Annotated in this window: 18 protein-coding genes; 12 read left to right on the top strand and 6 right to left on the bottom strand. The window is 59.3% G+C overall.

Going from position 1 to position 17,492, the window contains the following annotated elements:
- Nucleotides 1–2 precede the first annotated feature (2 nt).
- Nucleotides 3–947 (top strand): complex I NDUFA9 subunit family protein, encoded by a 945-nt coding sequence (locus tag AB1805_06360; GenBank protein ID MEW5745040.1) that lies wholly within the window; start codon nucleotides 3–5, stop codon nucleotides 945–947.
- A gap of 2 nt (nucleotides 948–949) precedes the next feature.
- A complete protein-coding gene (locus AB1805_06355) occupies nucleotides 950–3,601 on the top strand; it encodes a diguanylate cyclase (GenBank protein ID MEW5745039.1) in 2,652 nt (883 codons plus the stop codon).
- A 90-nt stretch (nucleotides 3,602–3,691) separates the two neighbouring features.
- Here the strand turns inward: AB1805_06355 and AB1805_06350 are convergent, their stop codons facing one another.
- From AB1805_06350 to AB1805_06330, 5 genes are all read right to left on the bottom strand, one after another.
- Nucleotides 3,692–4,111 carry a universal stress protein gene (locus tag AB1805_06350; GenBank protein ID MEW5745038.1) on the bottom strand — a complete coding sequence of 140 codons (420 nt, stop codon included), beginning with the start codon at nucleotides 4,109–4,111 and terminating at the stop codon, nucleotides 3,692–3,694.
- A gap of 140 nt (nucleotides 4,112–4,251) precedes the next feature.
- Nucleotides 4,252–5,595 (bottom strand): ribosome biogenesis GTPase Der, encoded by a 1,344-nt coding sequence (gene der, locus AB1805_06345; protein MEW5745037.1) that lies wholly within the window; start codon nucleotides 5,593–5,595, stop codon nucleotides 4,252–4,254.
- A 3-nt stretch (nucleotides 5,596–5,598) separates the two neighbouring features.
- Complete coding sequence (locus AB1805_06340; GenBank protein MEW5745036.1) at nucleotides 5,599–6,969, bottom strand: sigma-54 dependent transcriptional regulator; 1,371 nt, start codon at nucleotides 6,967–6,969, stop codon at nucleotides 5,599–5,601.
- Nucleotides 6,970–6,992: 23 nt separating this feature from the next.
- Complete coding sequence (locus tag AB1805_06335) at nucleotides 6,993–9,026, bottom strand: ATP-binding protein (protein ID MEW5745035.1); 2,034 nt, start codon at nucleotides 9,024–9,026, stop codon at nucleotides 6,993–6,995.
- A gap of 5 nt (nucleotides 9,027–9,031) precedes the next feature.
- Nucleotides 9,032–9,673: a DUF4390 domain-containing protein gene (locus tag AB1805_06330; GenBank protein ID MEW5745034.1), complete on the bottom strand. Its 642-nt coding sequence runs from the start codon at nucleotides 9,671–9,673 to the stop codon at nucleotides 9,032–9,034.
- A gap of 265 nt (nucleotides 9,674–9,938) precedes the next feature.
- Between AB1805_06330 and hisI the strand changes: the two genes are divergently transcribed.
- The 3 genes from hisI to AB1805_06315 are packed head-to-tail and all read left to right on the top strand — an operon-like array spanning nucleotide 9,939 to nucleotide 11,228.
- Nucleotides 9,939–10,265, top strand: coding sequence for a phosphoribosyl-AMP cyclohydrolase (hisI, locus tag AB1805_06325; GenBank protein MEW5745033.1), 327 nt, complete (start codon nucleotides 9,939–9,941; stop codon nucleotides 10,263–10,265).
- 29 nt (nucleotides 10,266–10,294) lie between these two features.
- Complete coding sequence (locus AB1805_06320) at nucleotides 10,295–10,639, top strand: histidine triad nucleotide-binding protein (GenBank protein ID MEW5745032.1); 345 nt, start codon at nucleotides 10,295–10,297, stop codon at nucleotides 10,637–10,639.
- A gap of 22 nt (nucleotides 10,640–10,661) precedes the next feature.
- Complete coding sequence (locus AB1805_06315) at nucleotides 10,662–11,228, top strand: NUDIX hydrolase (GenBank protein ID MEW5745031.1); 567 nt, start codon at nucleotides 10,662–10,664, stop codon at nucleotides 11,226–11,228.
- A 26-nt stretch (nucleotides 11,229–11,254) separates the two neighbouring features.
- On the opposite strand, the gene AB1805_06310 is transcribed toward AB1805_06315, so the two are convergent.
- The gene (locus tag AB1805_06310; GenBank protein MEW5745030.1) at nucleotides 11,255–11,437 is read right to left on the bottom strand and encodes a ferredoxin; all 183 of its coding nucleotides are present in this window, start codon (nucleotides 11,435–11,437) and stop codon (nucleotides 11,255–11,257) included.
- A gap of 222 nt (nucleotides 11,438–11,659) precedes the next feature.
- Between AB1805_06310 and AB1805_06305 the strand changes: the two genes are divergently transcribed.
- From AB1805_06305 to ssb, 7 genes are all read left to right on the top strand, one after another.
- Nucleotides 11,660–12,916, top strand: a complete 1,257-nt coding sequence (locus AB1805_06305; protein ID MEW5745029.1) for a glutamate-5-semialdehyde dehydrogenase — start codon at nucleotides 11,660–11,662, stop codon at nucleotides 12,914–12,916.
- A 13-nt stretch (nucleotides 12,917–12,929) separates the two neighbouring features.
- Nucleotides 12,930–13,211, top strand: coding sequence for a hypothetical protein (locus AB1805_06300; GenBank protein ID MEW5745028.1), 282 nt, complete (start codon nucleotides 12,930–12,932; stop codon nucleotides 13,209–13,211).
- A 42-nt stretch (nucleotides 13,212–13,253) separates the two neighbouring features.
- A complete protein-coding gene (gene nadD, locus AB1805_06295; GenBank protein MEW5745027.1) occupies nucleotides 13,254–13,895 on the top strand; it encodes a nicotinate-nucleotide adenylyltransferase in 642 nt (213 codons plus the stop codon).
- A 35-nt stretch (nucleotides 13,896–13,930) separates the two neighbouring features.
- Nucleotides 13,931–15,121: an ATP-binding protein gene (locus AB1805_06290; protein ID MEW5745026.1), complete on the top strand. Its 1,191-nt coding sequence runs from the start codon at nucleotides 13,931–13,933 to the stop codon at nucleotides 15,119–15,121.
- Nucleotides 15,114–16,502 carry a sigma-54 dependent transcriptional regulator gene (locus AB1805_06285; GenBank protein MEW5745025.1) on the top strand — a complete coding sequence of 463 codons (1,389 nt, stop codon included), beginning with the start codon at nucleotides 15,114–15,116 and terminating at the stop codon, nucleotides 16,500–16,502. The genes AB1805_06290 and AB1805_06285 overlap by 8 nt, the downstream gene beginning before the upstream one ends.
- Nucleotides 16,503–16,620: 118 nt before the next feature.
- Entirely contained in the window at nucleotides 16,621–16,995 is a 375-nt protein-coding gene (rpsF, locus tag AB1805_06280) for a 30S ribosomal protein S6 (GenBank protein ID MEW5745024.1), read from the top strand.
- Nucleotides 16,995–17,402 carry a single-stranded DNA-binding protein gene (gene ssb / locus AB1805_06275; GenBank protein ID MEW5745023.1) on the top strand — a complete coding sequence of 136 codons (408 nt, stop codon included), beginning with the start codon at nucleotides 16,995–16,997 and terminating at the stop codon, nucleotides 17,400–17,402. The genes rpsF and ssb overlap by 1 nt, the downstream gene beginning before the upstream one ends.
- The last annotated feature ends 90 nt before the right edge of the window (nucleotides 17,403–17,492 follow it).

Genomic DNA, 17,492 nt, shown 5'->3' with positions numbered 1-17,492 from the left:
TGATGCTTTTTATCGCAGGCGGCACAGGATTTGTCGGAAGACACTTGATCCGTTCTCTCACGCAGGGCACGTATAGGGCCCGCTGCCTCATACGCACTCCACACAAAGCAGACCTCTGCAGCAGTTCAGGATTTCAGACCATCGCCGGAGATATCACCGACAGGGAGAGCCTCAGAGGAGCGCTCGAAGGCTGCAGTATCGCGGTGCATCTCGTCGGTATTATCGAAGAAAAGGGCTCCGTGACCTTCGAGAAGGTTCATGTCGAAGGTACGCGCAATCTCGTCGAAGAGGCGCAGCGCGCAAAGGTGCGCCATGTTTTTTACCAGAGCGCCCTCGGCGCCTCGGTGAGCGCCGGGCAGCGCTACCTCAAGACAAAGGCGGAAGCGGAAGAGATCGTCAAGGCGAGCGGCATCCCCTCCACCATATTCAGGCCGTCGCTCATCATCGGACCGGACGACGGCTTTACCGAAAAGCTGAAGACGCTCGTCTCCCTGGGCCCCTTCGTCCCGGTGCCGGGGAGCGGTACGGCGAAGTTCCAGCCCCTCTCGATCGATGACTGGGTGCGCTGCTTTGCGACGGTCTTCCCGGACAGCGAGCATCCACCCGAGCGCGGCAGCGCCGGATCGAAGATCTTCGAAATCGGCGGACCGGAGCATCTGACCTACAACGAGCTCCTCACCCAGTTCATGGGGGCGATGGGCGTGAGGAAGCCGATACGCCATATCCCGATGGAAATGGTGAAAATGAGCCTCCCCTTCGCGAAGCTCTCGAGCGCCTTCTTCGGCCTGCTCGGAAAGACGATCCCCACGGTCACGGCCGAGCAGCTCGAGCTTCTCCAGGCGGATAATATTTGCGATCGGGATGCGATCAGCAAACAGTTCGGCTTTACCCCTGTCACCTACAGGGAGGCCCTGAAAAAATTCATGCCGCTCATAAAGGAGTCATGATCGTGGATCAGCTGCAACGCTTCAAGGAGTCTCTTGATATGCTGCAGGCAGGATTCATCGAAGTGGAGCTCGACAGCGAGGGCACCATACTCTGGGTCAACCGGCACGGCATCCGGGAGCTCGGGTTCGAGCGCGCCGAGCAGGCGGCGGGGAGCTCCTTTGTCCGGCTGCTCAAGAGCAGGGAGCAATGGACCGCCTTTGTGCAGCAGACCCCTGCCGGCGAGGAGCCGGCTGCCTTTATCTTTCATCTGAAGAATAAAATCATCGAGGGGGCTTTCAAAAAGAGAGAGACTACGGCGAGCGGTGTCTTCAACGATATAACGGACCGGTTCGTCGAAAGCGAGGCTATCAGGCATGAACGGAACAGGCTCGGGAATGTTCTGAAGACCCTCTCCGAGGGCCTTATCCTGTTCGACAGGGCCGGTACGGTGAGGGAGATCAACCAGGCGGCGCTCGATCTCTTCGGGACGACCCGGGAGGAGATGGTCGGCAAACCGTACCACGCGCCTCCTTTCGCCCTTCTCAACGAGTCCGGCGGCAGGGTGGCCAGGAACGATATGCCGGTATACCAGGTGATCAAGACCGGGAGGCCCCTGGGAAATATCATCAGGGGGATCAAAAAGGCCGATGGCACAGTGCTCTGGGTGAATGCGAGCGTCACCCCTATTATGAGCGCACAGGATGAACTGGAAGAGATCGCCCTGGTGCTGACCGATGTGACGAGGCTCTTTACCCTCGAACAGAGAAACCAGAGGATACTCGAGACCGCAAAAGAGGGATACTGGGAGATCGATCTCGAAGGAAGGATCAGCAAGGTGAACCGCTCGCTCTCCCGGTTCCTCGGTTACAAAGAGGCGGAACTCCCGGGAAAGAGCATCTACGACCTGGTGGACGGAGAGCAGGGAGAGGCGCTGAGGCGGGCGCTTGAGAAGCGGCGCGAGGGCGTCTCCGAGAGCTATCCCGTAGCCTTCCGGAGCAGGAACGGGCGGGAGATCTATACCATGGTGTCAGCATCGCCGCTCGCCGACGGCTCGGGAAGGGTCACCGGCGAGTTCGCCTTCATCACCGATCTCTCTGTCCTGAGGGCTACTTATCGGGAGATCGAGCGCCAGCACAGCACCATATCGGCCATAAACAAGGCCATTGTCTCATATATACGAACCGATGACATCAGCGACCCCATCAGCCACCTCCTCAACGTCGCCGTCAAAGTGACCGGCAGCGAATACGGTGCAGTGGGCTCTCTCGGCGATGCCGGCGAAAAGAAGGCGCTCCAGATCATCGCCATGAGCGGCATGAAATGGCGGGGGTCTCACCGGAAGAAGCTCTATGACAAGGCGATGCAGCGGTTCGACGCTGACGGCGCCTTTCCCTGTCCTTTCATGGATAACCTCTTCGGCTCGGTGATCCAGACGAAGAAAGCGGTGATCAGCAACCACCCGGACGACCCCCGGAGGAAGGGCGTTCCGGAAGGACACCTGCCGCTCCATACCTTCCTGGGAATCCCCTTCTTATGGCATGACCGGGTCATGGGGCTGATTGCCCTCGCCAACAAGAAAGGCGGGTACGCGGAGCACGAGCTCGAGCTGATCGAGACCATGGCGAAGAGCATCTCGCTGATCCTCTACCGGGATGAAGAGCGGAAGGCATCGCTGCAGAAGGACAACGTGCTGAACGCGATCGCCTCCTTTTCCCGGGAGCTCACCAGGGCGTTGACCGAGGAGGAGGCGTACGAGATCTTCCGGCATTACCTCCTCTCCCTCAGAAAAGGGTCGGGGCGGATAAACGCCCTCTCGTTCGTCGCCATCGATCCGGCGAGGCGCCGGACCATCGAGATCCTGAAGCACAACGATACGGGGGTGAAGGACCTCCACCACTTCCCGGGGCTCGAGCGCTGCAAATCCTATATCTATTCGGGCACCTTCCTCATAAAGGACCTCTCGAAGGAGTACGCCTGCCCGTACCAGAGCGCAGCGGCAAAGACCGGGAGTTACTGCTGCACCGCTCTCAACATCGGCGGCTCCATCGCGGGGATACTCTATATGTACAGCGCGCAGCCGGGGTTCTTCAGCGAGGACATCAAGGAGACGATCGACAATTTCATCGCCCTGCTGACGCCGGTCATCAACACGATGCGGCTCCTCGAAGCGAACAAGAAGCTCGCCCTCATCGATCCCCTGACCGGCCTCTACAACCGCCGGTACCTCGAGACGTTCATGGAAAAGCAGCTGGCCATAGCCGACAGGAACAACCAGCTCCTGAGCATCGTCATGTTCGATATCGACAACTTCAAGGCCTTCAACGACACCCACGGGCACGACGCCGGGGATGTGGCGCTGAGGAGCCTCGCCCAGGCGATCGCGAAGAATATCCGCGCTTCGGATATCGGAGTGCGCTACGGCGGCGAGGAGTTCGTCATCGTGCTGCCGAACACTGACAAGATGACGGCCCTCGACGTAGCCGAGCGGATTAGGACCGCGGTCGAGGTCATGGTCATCGCGATAAGCCGGACAAAGAGGACGAAGGTCACCGCAAGCTTCGGCATCGCCACCTACGGTATGGATGCAGAGAGCCTCGATGCGCTCATTACGAAGGCCGACGCGGCCCTGTACCGGGCGAAGAGGGCGGGAAAGAACAGAACCTGCCTGGCATGACGAGCTGATACCTAATAGCTCATAGCTGATAGCTCATAGCAAAAGCAAAGACGCACAATTATGGTCACCCTATCAGCTGTCAGCTATGAGCTATTTGACTACCAGCACGGAGCAGCGCGCGTAATCGACCACCTTTGCTGAGACGCTCCCGAGGAGAAACTTTTTCGCGCCGTGCCGTCCGTGCGAGCCGGTGACGATCATATCAACTTTCATCTTCTGCGCCGTCTCGATGATCTTTTCTGCGGGGTCGCCCTGCCGTATGAGCGTCTTTACCTCGATCGACTTGCCCGACAGCGACTTCCGTATCTTCTCCATCGCGTCGCGCGTCTCTTCGGAGAGGGACTCGAAGATGCGGTTTCTGTCGGCCTCGGGGAGCTCGGTGAGGTAGAGCTCGGGGACCACGGCGAGCACGGTGAGGGACGCGTTAAGGCTGAGCGCGATCTCTATGGCTTTCTTCAACGCCTTATCGGAAGATTTGGACCCGTCATGGGCCACCAGTATTTTCTGCATTGCCTTTCCTCCTTGGTCTGCACGTGGACAGCGTTAATGAGCTCCGACGTATCCCCACCCGTAACGAGGCGCCCCCGATGCTGCGTGCTGCAACTGCTAACGTTTATTTTACCATATTTAGAGAGACTTACAGTAAGGTATTACCGTGAGCGGGCTTTTACCTGGATCCTAAGGGGTGTGCCCTTGAACGAAAAGGCGTCGCGCAGCGCCTTTTCGATATGCCGGATCTGCTGCTCTTTGACCGCTGCGGGATAGTTCACAAAGAGGGCGAAGGTAGGCGGTTCTGTGCCGACCTGCGTCATGTAGAAGAGCTTTACCTCTCTGCCGCGATATTTGGGAAAGGGCTTTGTCGAGAGCATCCGGGAGAGGAACTGGTTGAGCTCGCCGGTCGGGATTCTCTTCCTCCGCTCCCCGAGGATCTCATCGATGAGGGGGAATATCTTTGCCGTCCGCTTCTTCTCGATCCCCGAGATGGTGAGGAAGGGGGCATAATCCATGAACCAGAATTTGTACTTCAGCTCCTGGGAAAACCGCTTGTAGGTTGCCTCGGGCTCTTTGATGAGGTCCCATTTGTTCAAAAGGAAGATCGCGCTCTTGCCGTAGTCCCGGACGATGCCGGCGATCCGCTGGTCCTGCTCGACAATGCCTTCGGCGGCATCGAGGACGATGAGCGCCACATCCGCCCGCTCGATGCTCTTCAACGCCCTGAGGAGCGAAAACCCCTCGATCGAATAATCCCGGGCCTTTCTGCGTATCCCCGCGGTATCGATGAAACGATACTTTTTCCCATAGTAGGTGCAGAGGGAATCGATGGCGTCCCGGGTGGTGCCGGGGACCGGGCTGACGATGAGGCGCTGCGTTCCGAGCAGCGAATTGATCAGCGTGGACTTCCCTGCATTCGGACGGCCGACGACCGCGATCTTCGGGAGGTCCGCTGTTTCGGGAGCTCCCGGCCCGGCGAGCTGCTCCGGGGGCAGGGCCGCGACGAGCGTATCCATGAAGTCGTCGAACCCATGGCCGGTAACGGCGGAGACAGGGATGACCTCATCCGCTCCTATCCGGTAGAACTCGGCGATCCGGTCCTCCCGCTGGGGGACATCGATCTTGTTCACTGCCCAGACGATCTTCTTCCCCGACTTCCTGAGGATGCTCGACAGCTCCAGGTCGTCCGGGGTGAGCCCCTCTTTCCCGTCGAGGAGATGGACGATGAGATCCGCCTCCTCGACGGCGAGGAACGCCTGCTCCTTGACCTGGCGGGCGATCTCTTCCTGCTCGTGGGGCAGCCCTTCGGCATAGAACCCCCCGGTGTCCACCACCGAGAAGGCTCGCCCCTCCCACTCCGCGGTGCCGTAGTTCCGGTCGCGGGTCACCCCGGGGGTGCTCTCGGTGATCGCGGCGGTGAAGCCCGCCTTTTTGATCATGCGGTTGAAGAGGGCGGACTTCCCGACGTTCGGGCGGCCCACAATGGCGACCAGCGCGCTCATGCGTTACTCGTGGGGTTCGGCAATATCGTATGCCTTGATCTTCTTGTGAAGGTTGCTCCGCTCGACGGCGATGGCTTCCGAGGTCTTCGAGATGTTCCAGTTGTTCTCTTCGAGCTTCCTGACGATAAAGTCCCTTTCGAAGGCATCGCGGGCGTCTTTCAGCGTCTTGTGTGAGAAGCAGTCGCTCTCCTTGAAGAGCTTGCGGGACTGCAGCACGCCGAACGCCTCGACGTCGGCCTTCGTCACCTCCCGGGAGGGAACCATGATCATCAGCCGCTCGACCATATTCTTCAGCTCCCGTATATTTCCGGGCCAGTCATGGTCCTGCAATAATTGTAGCACATCCGAGGCTATCTCCTTCGGCCGCAGCCCGCTTTCGGCAGCGGAGAGCTCGATGAAGTGCCGCACCAGCGGGGGGATATCCTCGCGCCGCTCGCGGAGGGGCGGAACGGTAAGGGGGATCACATTCAACCTGAAATAGAGGTCCTCTCTGAAGCTCCCCTTCTTCACCGCATCGGCGAGGTCTTTGTTCGTGGCGGCGATAATGCGCACATCGACCTTTATGTTTTTGCTGCCGCCGACCCGCTGGAAGACCTGGGTCTCGATGACCCGCAGCACCTTGGCCTGGGTCTGCGTCGTCATATCGCCTATCTCGTCGAGAAAGAGCGTACCCTTGTCCGCGAGCTCGAACTTGCCGCTCTTCTTCTCGGTGGCGCCGGTAAACGCGCCCTTCTCGTGGCCGAAGAGCTCGCTCTCGATCAGCTCCTGGGGAATGGCCGCGCAGTTCACTTCGACGAAGGGCTCCCGCACCCGCAGGCTCTTCTCATGGAGCTGCCGGGCGACGAGCTCTTTCCCGGTCCCGCTCTCTCCCAGGATCAGCACCCTGCTGCTGCTCTGCGCCGCCATCTCGATCTGCTGCCGCAAGAGTTTCATCTTCGGGGAGTCTCCGACCAGCACCCACCGCTTGCTCAGGTCGGCCCTGAGGAGCCGGTTCTCCTCCTCGAGGCTCCGGCGCTCGAGAGCCCTCCGGGCGACGATCAGGACCTTTTCGAGAGAGAGCGGCTTCTCCAGGAAGTCGTATGCGCCGCTGCGGGTAGCCTTGACCGCGAGCTCGATGTTGCCGTGGCCCGAGATGATGATGACCGGGACGTCGCGGTCGAGCTCCCGCAGCCTGCCGAGGGTCTCTACGCCGTCCATACCCGGGAGCCACACATCCAGGAGGATCACCTCCGGCGTCTGTTCCTTTGCGATCTCGAGCGCCTCCTCTCCCGAGGAGGCGGTGAGCACCTGGTACCCGTCATCCTCGAATATGCCGGAAAGGCTTTCCCGTATGCCCTCTTCGTCATCGACAATGAGTACTGTTCTTTTAACCATGGTCTTCCTTCATCCTGCGGTGGTCATGCCGTCGGGACCTCGATGGTAAAGATGCTGCCCCGGGGGGTGTTGTCCCGCACCAGTATGCGGCCCGCGTGGTCGGCCACGATCTTGTTGGCGATTGCCAGGCCGAGCCCCGTCCCTCCCTTCCTTCCCGAGAAGTAGGGGAGAAAGAGTTTTTCCTTCTCCGCATCGTTTATCCCCGGTCCCCTGTCGGCGATATCGATAACTACCTTACCATTTTCATTGGGCGTAATGAAAATATCGATCACACCCCTGTTCTCCATCACCTTGATCGCGTTGTCGATGATATTGATCAATACCCGCTTGAACTGCTCCTGATCGAGGGAGACCGGCGGCATCTTCTCCGGAGCATTCACCCTGATCTCGATATCCTTGAAGCCCTTGAAGAGGCCCGCCACCGCCTCGACCATCTCGAGCAGGTCGACGGGAGCCTTGTTGACTTCAGGCATCTTGCCGTAACGCGAAAAGACATCCACCAGCGTTCTCAGGCTTTCCACCTCGGTAATAATGGTCCTGGTCGATTTCTCGAAGACCGCGTCGAAATCCTCGTCTTTCTGCTGCCACTTCTTTATGAGCCGCTCGGTCGAGAGCTTTATGGGGGTAAGCGGGTTTTTTATCTCGTGGGCCAGCCGCCGCGCCACCTCCTGCCAGGCGGTCACCTTCTGGGCCTTGATGATCTCGGTCAGATCGTGGAACACCACCAGCATGCCGAGGGCCTTTGCCGATGAAGACTCCCTGATCCCCGAGAGCGAGACCCTGAGTGTGGCGATCCTCCCCTCTATGTTCACCTTGGCCTCCCGCTTGATCTCCCGTATCTCCTTGCCCTCCATCTCCCGGGCCAGGGCGGTCAGATCCTCCGAATGCAGGGCCTCTACGAAATCCTTGTAGTCTTTGCCGACCCAGTCTTCCTGCTTTACATTCAGGATGGAGCAGGCGGCCTTGTTGATGGTGCGTATTGCGCCCTCGGGCGAGAGAAAGATCACCCCCGAGTTGATGTTCTCGAGGATGTTCTCGAGATAGAGGCGCCTCCGGTACGCTTCGAGATAGGCCTGCTCGAGCGAGGCATTGCTCTCCTTCAGCTGTTTCACCATCTGGTTGAAGGACGAGATCAGCATGCCGATCTCGTCCTCGCTCTCGAGGTCGACCCGGACATTGAGATCTCCCGATGCGACCTGCTCCGTCGCCATCGCGAGACTCTGGATGGGGATGGTGATTCCCTTCGATATCTTCAGCGAGACCCAGAGCCCGGTAAAGACGATCATGAGGGTCAGGAAGCCGAGGGTGAGTATATAGTTGAGCCGCAGGGGCTCTTTGAACGACTCCATCTTGAGATAGTCGTCGTGGAGCTCCTTGAGCCGTTCGGTCTTTTCGGTGATGCCCTTCGGCAGGACTGCCTCGACAACGACGATCCCCCGGCCGCCCGGAGATCTGTCGGGGACCGCTGCCCGGATGATATCTCCCTCATCGCGCGAGATGACCTCTGTTCCCTCTCTGCCGCTGAAGGCGTCCTGTATGATCTCGGTGGTATCGGCGGGCAGGACAATGATCCTCCGGACAGTCAGGCCGGGGGAGAAAAGAGCTCCTCCCTCCGCGCTCTGGCGGGCCGCCTTCAATGCCCGGTCGCGCTCGAAATCGTAGAAGGAGCGCGCCAGCTCGACCGACCGGGTGTAGGGCTCTTTCATCTGCGGCGAAAAGAAACGGTTGATGTAATTCGCCGCGAGCCCGCTCGCCGCCACGAAGAGGAACGCCGAAGGGATCAGCGTCAGCACCAGGAAGATGGTCATCAGCTTTACCCTGAATTTGTATCCCAGCACCCGCTGCCGCTTCTCCATGTAAAGCCTGAAGAGGTTCTTCCCGACGAAGAACATGAGGGTGAGCAGGGCGACGGAGTTGAGGGTCAGCAACCCGATGAGCAGGAGCCTCGTCGTGAGGTCCACCGAGGGGAGCTTGATGAAGTAGAGCTCGACGGCCGTGATGCCGATGATGAAGAGGAGCAGGCCGAAAACGATGATGAGGTGTCTGAATATCTTCATGGCCTTCAGGGGCGTTCGGGCCCGTTGATCTTGAAGATCGGGGAATTCTTCGAGAGCGAGAACTCCTTTTCAGGGAGAAACGGCAGGAGGTATCCTACAACAGGAGGCAGTCTGCGGATCCTCGATTCCACGGTGACCTTTACAAAATAGACGCCGGGATCGAGTTCCTTCACATTGGTCAGTTTCATTTCGGGAATAGCCATAGCCCAGGCGACCATCGCATCGAGCTCCTTGAACCGCTTCTCGAGCTGAACCGTGCCGTCGGTGCTGGTCGTGCGGTGCTCCCGCTTGATCGGGTTGCTCTTGATGATCCTGGTGATCTTCTTGCCGAGCACGAACTCATCGGGCCAGATGTTCCAGACCCTGAAGAGGTCGATGTAAAAGACGAGCTCCTTCGACAGCCCCTCGTTGAGCTCTTCCAGGAGCTTCGGGTCGGGCTTTACCGATGCGGCGACATAGAGCTCGTTATTCGCCAGCCGCACCGTGATATCCGAAATTTCCGCAGCAGCGGAAGGAAGAGGCAGAAAAAGGGACGCCAGGAGCCAGGACCCGGAGCTCAGAAAGAAAAGGATCGAAACAGGAAAGAGCGCGCGCCGTTTCGTGCCCGGGGACTCTGCGCTCCGTATTCCATACTCTGTGCTCTGCATTCTCTTCACTGCGCTATCGTCTGGAAATTAATTGCTCTCATTATAGCATACCCCCGTCCGAGGGTACGGCGGCCGTACCTCATCGAGGACGGGCGTAAAGGGGTGCCTATTGCCGCAACCGAGCAGGTACATGGTATTATAAGCATGGTCGGCGGCCTCCCCCGGTGGCGCCGGTCGAGTCACGCTGAGGCGGCCATGAGGCGCTCCCCCGAAAAACAGCGTATCCGCTCCGGACCGGGGCCGGACCGGAGAGCGGAGAGGAGATATGATGATTCCGCAGCTGAAGTACGACGCAAACGGCCTGATCCCGGCGATCGTCCAGGAGAGCGATACCGGAGAGGTGCTGATGATGGCCTACATGAACGAGGCGTCGCTGAAAATGACCCTCGAAACGGGATATACTCACTTCTGGTCGAGGTCGCGCCGGAAGTTCTGGAAAAAGGGAGAGACCTCGGGGAGCTTGCAAGAGGTTGCGGCGGTCCTTTACGATTGTGACGCCGATACGCTCCTGATCAAGGTGAAGCAGCATGGAACCGGCGCCTGCCACACGGGCGAACGGACCTGCTTTTATAGAGAGATAAGTAAGAAGTAAGAAGTCAACTCTTCTTTTCCGGAGGATCCATGGCTGACTGTTTATTCTGCAAGATCGTCGAGAGGAAGATTCCGGCTAAAATCGTGTACGAGGACGACCGGGTGCTCGCCTTCGAAGACATCAACCCGCAGGCGCCGGTCCATACGCTCGTGATACCGCGCAAACACATCCCTACCCTCAACGATATCGCGGACGATGATGTGACGCTCATGGGGCACCTTGTCCGGGTGACCTCGACAATCGCCGCAGAAAAAGGTGTAGCCGAGCGGGGCTTCAGGGTGGTCGCGAACTGCAACCCCGAAAGCGGGCAGATCGTCTATCACATCCACTTTCATGTGATCGGCGGCCGCCAGATGAACTGGCCCCCGGGATGAGGGGAGGCCGGAGCGGCTATCTATGGGAGTGCTTGATAAACGAGTGGTCTGGGAGGGGAGCTTCCTCAGGGCATCGATCCTCACCTACCGGGACCATGCAGGACGCCTCCGGACGTGGGAGGCTGCGGAGCGGGTCAACTGCAGGGGGATTGCTGTCATTGTACCGCTTACGGCCGAGGGCGAATTCCTGCTGACCCGGCAGTTCAGGCCCGTGGTGAATAATTTTGTCGTCGAGTTCCCGGCAGGGCTTCACGACCGTGAGGAGAGCCTGGTCGAGGCAGCCGGGCGCGAGCTGATCGAGGAGACGAAGCATACGGCCCGCGAGCTCGTTTTCCTCGCGCGAGGACCGCTCTCATCGGGCATGTCGACAGAGATATTGAGCGCCTTCCTGGCGAAAGACGCTGTCCCCGCCCCTCCGGAGCTCCTCCGCCGTTTCCCTCCCGACGAGTCGGAGCAGATCGAGGTCCATAGAGTCCGAATGGATGACATGTACCGCTTCCTCGCCTCCTGCGAGGAGCAAGGGGATTATATTGACGTGAAGGTGTACGGCCTGGTGGAGCTTGCGAAACGGAAGGCAGCGGGCGGGTAGGGCCTGCGCCGCTGCCGGCGCCGTTGCTATTCCATCTTTATCGCTTCGACCGGGCAGATATTCGCGGCCTCATCGCAATCGCAGGTAGAGCATTTATCGGGCCCGATCACCCACGCTTTATCATCTCTCAGCTCGAACACTTCAGGGCAGACCTCGATACAAGAGCCGCAGCCGATACAGAGATCGTGATCCACTACCGGTGTCGCCATAAAAGACCTCCTCGGGATGGTAATTAGTTTAATTATACCAGATATTCTTCAATGCGCCAGGGAGGGGGCTGCGAGAAAAGATGTTGATTTTGAACCCCCTGTTCAGGGTAAGCTATTACATACGTTGTCTATAATAGTATTTACTATATGTATAAAGGCACAAGGGCACAGATGCAGCTCCCTTTGTGCTTTGTGCCTTTCAGGCAGAGGAGAGCGGATTCTATGGATATGCGGCAGTGGGTGCGGGAAAAGGCCGAGGAGGCGCGGGCAGGGGCACGCAACCTTGCCCGGGCGTCTAGCGCGCAGAAGGACAGGGCGCTGCTCACCATGGCTGCCATGCTGGAGAGCAGGACCGGAGAGCTGATCGCAGAAAACAGCAAGGACCTCTCCTCTGCCGGGCAGAAGGGTCTTTCCAAGGCGCTGATCGATCGCCTGACGCTGAATGAAAAGCGCATCGACGAGATGGCAAAGGGGCTCAGGGAGGTTGCCCGGCTCCCCGACCCTTCCGGCGAGGTCATCAGGATGTGGCAGCGCCCCAACGGCATGACCGTGGGCAAAATGAGGGTACCCATCGGCGTTATCGGCATTATTTACGAAGCCCGGCCCAATGTCACGGCCGATGCCACGTCCCTCTGCCTCAAGGCCGGGAACGCGGTGATACTGCGGGGCGGCTCCGAGGCGGTGCATTCGAACAGGGCGATCGTCGCCTTGCTGCGCGATGCAGCGCGGAGCGAAGGGCTGCACGAGGGGGCGATCACCTTTATCGACAGTACCGACCGTGAGGCGGTCATGGAGATGCTGAAGCTCGAGGGCCTCATCGATCTCATTATCCCCCGCGGCGGAGAGGGGCTCATCAGGGCGGTAACGGAGAACTCCCGGATCCCCGTGCTCAAGCATTACAAGGGCGTCTGTCATGTATTCGTGGACAGGGACGCCGACCTGGCGATGGCCGAGGATATCTGTCTCAATGCCAAGGTGCAGCGTCCGGGCACCTGCAATGCCATGGAGACGATGCTGGTCGATGAGCCTGTTGCCGCAGCATTTCTGCCCCGGATGACGGAGCGCTTCAAGGCTGCAGGGGTAGCGCTCAAGGGGTGCCCGAAGACGCAGGCGATCGTCCCCGGTGCGGAAGCGGTCCTGGATGAGGATTTCTCCAACGAGTATCTCGATCTCGTCCTCAATATCAAGGTGGTTCGCGATATGGACGAGGCGATGAGCCATATCGCGCAGTACGGCTCGGCGCATTCCGATGCCGTTGTTACGAAGTCGTATGCGAAGGCGATGCGGTTCCTGAAGGAGGTCGACTCCTCGGCGGTCCTGGTGAATGCCTCGACCCGCCTGAACGACGGCTATCAATTCGGCCTCGGCGCCGAGATCGGCATCTCGACCGACAAGATCCACGCACGGGGACCCATGGGGCTCGAGGAGCTCACCTGCACCAAATTCATAGTCCTGGGAAGCGGACAATTACGGGAATAAAGGAGGGGGTACCATGTCAGAGAGATTGAGCTATGAGGAGTTCGTCAAGAAGGCTATCGTCACATTAAGGAAGGACGGGTATAAGGGGATCCATACCGTGTATTCCGGCTTCAACGAGGCGTTCAAGAAGTACTTCGAGGGAGAGGACCCCATCAAAGTGACGAACCAGCTCGCAGCAGAAGGAAAGATCGTCATCAGGCCGGTCAAGGGCGGGGTTATGCTCTACCTGCCCGAGGACGCGCCTGCGGCGAAAGGCCAGGCCGATGAAGCGCTCAAGAAGATGGGGCTGGGCTAGAGTCCGGGTCCGGGCTGCGTCTTCAGGTGCCCGGGGCGCGGGGTGAGGCTCGGCATATTCGGCGGGACCTTCAATCCTGTCCATTTCGGACACCTGCGCACTGCCGAGGAGGTCCGGGAGGCTGCAGGGCTCGACCGGGTGGTATTCATTCCCTCGGGAAGCCCTCCCCTCAAGGCGACCGATCTGGTCGATGCGGCCCACCGGTATGAGATGGTGGCGCTCGCAGCAGGGGGAAATGCAAGATTTCTGGTTTCCGACATCGAGCTGCGCCAGACCGGGAAGTCCTATACCGCGGTAACCTTCCGGCGGCTCCGCGAACACTATCCTGATGATGAGCTCTTCTTCATTCTCGGCATCGATGCCTTTCTGGACCTCCCCCACTGGTGGCAGCCTGAAAGCCTTATCGAGCTGACCGATTTTATCGTGGTGCTCAGGCCCGGGTTCACTTTTGCGGATATCGCAACGTCGCCCTATATCGCCTCTAGGGGGGAATCGGTGGGAGAGGGGACAGCCCCCGGCATCCGGATGCTGAAGTCCGGAAAAAGCGTTATCCTCCTCGAGGTGACGCAGCTCGCTGTATCGTCGACAGAAATAAGGAGGCTCCTCAGGGAGGGGAAGAGCATCAGATACCTGGTGCCGGAAGCAGTCGAGGCGTATATACACAGACACGGCCTCTACCGGTAAGGTGCACGAGGTCCTGTATGCGGTGACGCAAGGCGATGATCGTATTCGAAGCAGTAATCAATAATCTCGACGAGGCGATCTTTCTCTTTGACAGGAAGGGCAGGCTGGCCTTTGCGAATAAGGCGGGCGAGGAGTTCTTCGGAAAGAGCCTCAAGGAGATAGAGCGGCGCCAATGCAAGGACCTGTTTGCGGGCGCGCACGATATCGCGCCGCTCGTGCAGAAGGCGATCAGAGAGGGGCGCTCGTTCAATTGTAACGACATGGAAATCGACCTGGGCCGGGCAGCGAACGTCACCGTGAATATAGCGCCGTTCTATGCAGCCGGCACGCTCGAGGGCGCGCTGCTCTGCATCCGTGAAAACCTCTCGATCGCGAGCAGGGAGGATTACCACTTCGATACGCTGCTCTATCTCATCGGCTCGATCGCCCATGAGATAAAGAACCCCTTGAGCGGCATAAAGGGGGCGGCCCAGATATTGCGGGGAAGCGCGCGAAACGATGAGGCGGTCGAGTGCGTCAATCTCATCCTCAAGGAAGCGGACCGCCTGAACCATGTGCTCCAGAGCTACCTGACGATGACGAGGACACCGGTCTTCAACCAGCTGAACGTCCACGAGGTGATCGAGCATGCGGTGCGGGTCATGGAGCCGGGGCTCAGGGAGCGGAGTATCACTATCAGCAAGTCCTATGACCCGAGTCTCCCCCTGATCAGGGGCGATGAAAGCAAGCTCCTGCAGGTCTTCATCAACCTGCTCAAGAACGCCCTTGAAGCCATGGAGACGACGCACGTAGCGAAGGGTCCTGTGGCCCGGGGACGCCGGGGCGGGCGGGCTGCTGTCGCGACCGCGCCGGCAGCAGAGGCGGCCTCCGGGATGCTGGTGATATCGACGCGGCCCTCGAACGAGTATATGGTTATCTATAACGGGGAAAGAGCGGGACAGAGGACCGCGTATAAGAAGCAGCGGTGGGTGGTCATCACCATCCAGGACACCGGCGCCGGTATCTCCGCGGAAGAGATGAAGAGAATCTTTCTGCCCTTTTACACCAGGAAGGCGGGAGGCAGCGGGCTCGGGCTCGCCCTCTCGAAAAAGATCATAAAAGATCACGGCGGCATCATCAAGGTGAAGAGCACGGTAGGCTCCGGGACCACGGTCAGCGTCTACCTTCCCCTCCTGCCTTCCGCAGGCCGTGCTGAAGGGGAGGGGAGAGGCAACGGACATGGGTAAACGGCTCCTGATTATCGATGATGACGAGAGCGTCGTCTGGGTCGTCCGGAAGGCGCTCGAGCCCCTCGGCTACGAGGTCGAGGCGAGATCGACCATCAAGGGGGGCGTCAAGCTCGTCGATGCCTACAAGCTGATCCTGCTCGACCTCATGCTTCCCGACGGCAACGGTATCGATGCCCTGAAGGAAATCAGGGTATTCAACCCCGATGCCCTGGTGGTCATTGTGACCGCTCACGGGAGGATGGAGAGCGCCATCGATGCCATGAAGGAAGGCGCCTACGATTACCTGGAAAAGCCGTTCGATATCGAGGAGCTCAAGATCGTCGTCGAGAGGGCCTTCAGGGATATCTCGATGCGGGAGGAGCTGCTCTCGCTGCGGCAGAGCAAGGAGGATGCGCGGCCTTTCCAGATCATCGGAAAGTCCCGGAGCATCCTGAAGGTCTTCAAGGAGATAGGCCGGGTCGCGCCCAAGGACGTGACCGTGCTCGTCTCGGGCGAGAGCGGCACCGGCAAGGAGCTCGTTGCTCGGGCGATCCACAGCAACAGCAGGAGAAAGTTCGGCCCCTTTGTCGCGATCAGTGCAGCCTCCATTCCTGCCGAGCTGCTCGAGGCGGAGCTCTTCGGATGGGAGAAGGGGGCCTTTACCGGCGCGGTGGAGAAGACCGCGGGAAAGATCCAGGCTGCCGACGGCGGCACGCTCTTCCTCGACGAGATCGCGGAGCTCAACATCGACCTCCAGGCAAAACTGCTGCGGTTCCTCCAGGAGCGGGAGTACAGCCCGCTGGGGAGCAGCAAGGTCGTCAAGGCCGACGTCAGGATCATCGGGGCGACCAACAAGAACCTCAGGGAGTGCGTCAGGAACGGTCTTTTCCGCGAGGACCTCTACTACCGTTTCAACGTGATCGAGATCAAGCTCCCGCCCCTGAGAGAGCGCAGGGAGGATATCATTCCCCTCAGCCGGCACTTTCTCAAGGAATCGATCAGGGCCTTCGAGCTTCCGCCGAAGGACTACTCGAAGGACGCTGAAAAGGCCCTCCTGGCCCATGACTGGCCCGGCAATGTGCGGGAGCTCGAAAATACGATCAAGCGCGCCTCGATCCTCTCGAAGGGGAGCCTCATCGAGAGGAGGGACCTTTTTGCCGGCGATTACCATTCGTTCTCCGTTAAAGAGTTTCTGGAGGGCAAGCTCAACGGGTTCATCGATAAAATGACCGCCATAGAAAATTCCAACCTCCACGAGCATGTCATCTCCGAGGTCGAGAAGGCGCTCTTCAGTATCGTGCTCAAGGAGACCGGCGGCAACCAGGTGAGGGCGGCAAGGATACTCGGCATCAATAGAAACACGCTCAACAAGAAGATGAGAGAATATAAATTGATTTGAAGTGCAAGATGATAGTGTGATATAGTAGTATTCTTCGGGTGCCCCATTTTTCATCGAAAAGCGGTGTATCCTCCATGCCCTTCTTTGAAGGGGCTATATATCCAGATGGAGGTGTTTCGTGAATTTTTACGAAAACATGGTTATCCTCAACGCGTCCCTCAACGAAGACGAAATCAAAGCAGCCATCGACAAGATCTCCGGCGTGGTCACCAACGCGGGCGGCGAAGTCCTGAAGGCCGAAAACTGGGGGAGGAGGAAGCTCTCCTACGAGCTCAACAAGCAGAAGATGGGCATCTATGTCCTCTTCCTGTTCAAGGCCCCCTCTGCTGCGATCGGCAAGCTCGAGGGCTACTTCAAGGTCTTCGATCCGGTGATAAAATTCATGGTGGTCAGGCTGGATAAACGGCAGCTGGCGGCGCTCCCGAAAGAGGCTGCCGGAGGCGCTGCGGCGCCGGCTGCGGCAGCCGGTACCGAGCAGAAGACGGAAGCCTGATGTTCAACCGCGTTATCCTCATAGGCAACCTGACCAAGGACCCGGAAGTGCGGTACACGCCCGGAGGGACGCCGGTAGCGACCATGCGGCTGGCGGTCACCTCCAAGTACAAGCAGGGCGATGACGTGAAGGACGATACCCTCTTCATCGACGCCGTGGTCTTCGGCAAGCAGGCGGAGAGCTGCGGGCATTACCTGAGCAAGGGGAGCCCGGCGCTGGTAGAGGGGCGCCTCCGCGAGCGGAAGTGGGAGTCCGACGGCGTACAGCGGAGCAAGGTGGAGGTCATCGCCAATACGGTGCGGTTCCTGCCCCGGAGGGACCAGCAGCAGCGGCCGGCGCGGAGCGAGGGCACCGATTTCGGCGAGTCTGCGCCGCCGGAAGAGATTACCGATCTGGAACCGTTTTAGTGCGCTCCGGCGCTCGGCGCAGTGCGCTTGAGCGGTGGCGAGCAGAGATAATACAATTTTTTATAACGCGTAATGCGGGTAAGGAGCTAT

It is taken from the genome of Nitrospirota bacterium (assembly GCA_040752355.1).
Classification (GTDB): domain Bacteria; phylum Nitrospirota; class Thermodesulfovibrionia; order Thermodesulfovibrionales; family Dissulfurispiraceae; genus JBFMCP01.
The sequence above is the reverse complement of the archived record's forward strand: the minus strand, read 5'-3'. Positions and strand labels throughout refer to the sequence as shown.

What these genes read in the sequence shown, in the direction of transcription:
- AB1805_06340 (MEW5745036.1), bottom strand. Translation starts at nt 6,969, where the DNA reads ATGGTTAAAAGAACAGTACTCATTGTCGATGACGAAGAGGGCATACGG.
- AB1805_06305 (MEW5745029.1), top strand. Translation starts at nt 11,660, where the DNA reads ATGGATATGCGGCAGTGGGTGCGGGAAAAGGCCGAGGAGGCGCGGGCA.
- AB1805_06285 (MEW5745025.1), top strand. Translation starts at nt 15,114, where the DNA reads ATGGGTAAACGGCTCCTGATTATCGATGATGACGAGAGCGTCGTCTGG.
- AB1805_06300 (MEW5745028.1), top strand. Translation starts at nt 12,930, where the DNA reads ATGTCAGAGAGATTGAGCTATGAGGAGTTCGTCAAGAAGGCTATCGTC.
- der (MEW5745037.1), bottom strand. Translation starts at nt 5,595, where the DNA reads ATGAGCGCGCTGGTCGCCATTGTGGGCCGCCCGAACGTCGGGAAGTCC.
- AB1805_06350 (MEW5745038.1), bottom strand. Translation starts at nt 4,111, where the DNA reads ATGCAGAAAATACTGGTGGCCCATGACGGGTCCAAATCTTCCGATAAG.
- hisI (MEW5745033.1), top strand. Translation starts at nt 9,939, where the DNA reads ATGATGATTCCGCAGCTGAAGTACGACGCAAACGGCCTGATCCCGGCG.
- AB1805_06330 (MEW5745034.1), bottom strand. Translation starts at nt 9,673, where the DNA reads ATGCAGAGCACAGAGTATGGAATACGGAGCGCAGAGTCCCCGGGCACG.
- AB1805_06290 (MEW5745026.1), top strand. Translation starts at nt 13,931, where the DNA reads ATGATCGTATTCGAAGCAGTAATCAATAATCTCGACGAGGCGATCTTT.
- AB1805_06315 (MEW5745031.1), top strand. Translation starts at nt 10,662, where the DNA reads ATGGGAGTGCTTGATAAACGAGTGGTCTGGGAGGGGAGCTTCCTCAGG.
- AB1805_06360 (MEW5745040.1), top strand. Translation starts at nt 3, where the DNA reads ATGCTTTTTATCGCAGGCGGCACAGGATTTGTCGGAAGACACTTGATC.
- AB1805_06335 (MEW5745035.1), bottom strand. Translation starts at nt 9,026, where the DNA reads ATGAAGATATTCAGACACCTCATCATCGTTTTCGGCCTGCTCCTCTTC.
- ssb (MEW5745023.1), top strand. Translation starts at nt 16,995, where the DNA reads ATGTTCAACCGCGTTATCCTCATAGGCAACCTGACCAAGGACCCGGAA.
- AB1805_06320 (MEW5745032.1), top strand. Translation starts at nt 10,295, where the DNA reads ATGGCTGACTGTTTATTCTGCAAGATCGTCGAGAGGAAGATTCCGGCT.
- AB1805_06310 (MEW5745030.1), bottom strand. Translation starts at nt 11,437, where the DNA reads ATGGCGACACCGGTAGTGGATCACGATCTCTGTATCGGCTGCGGCTCT.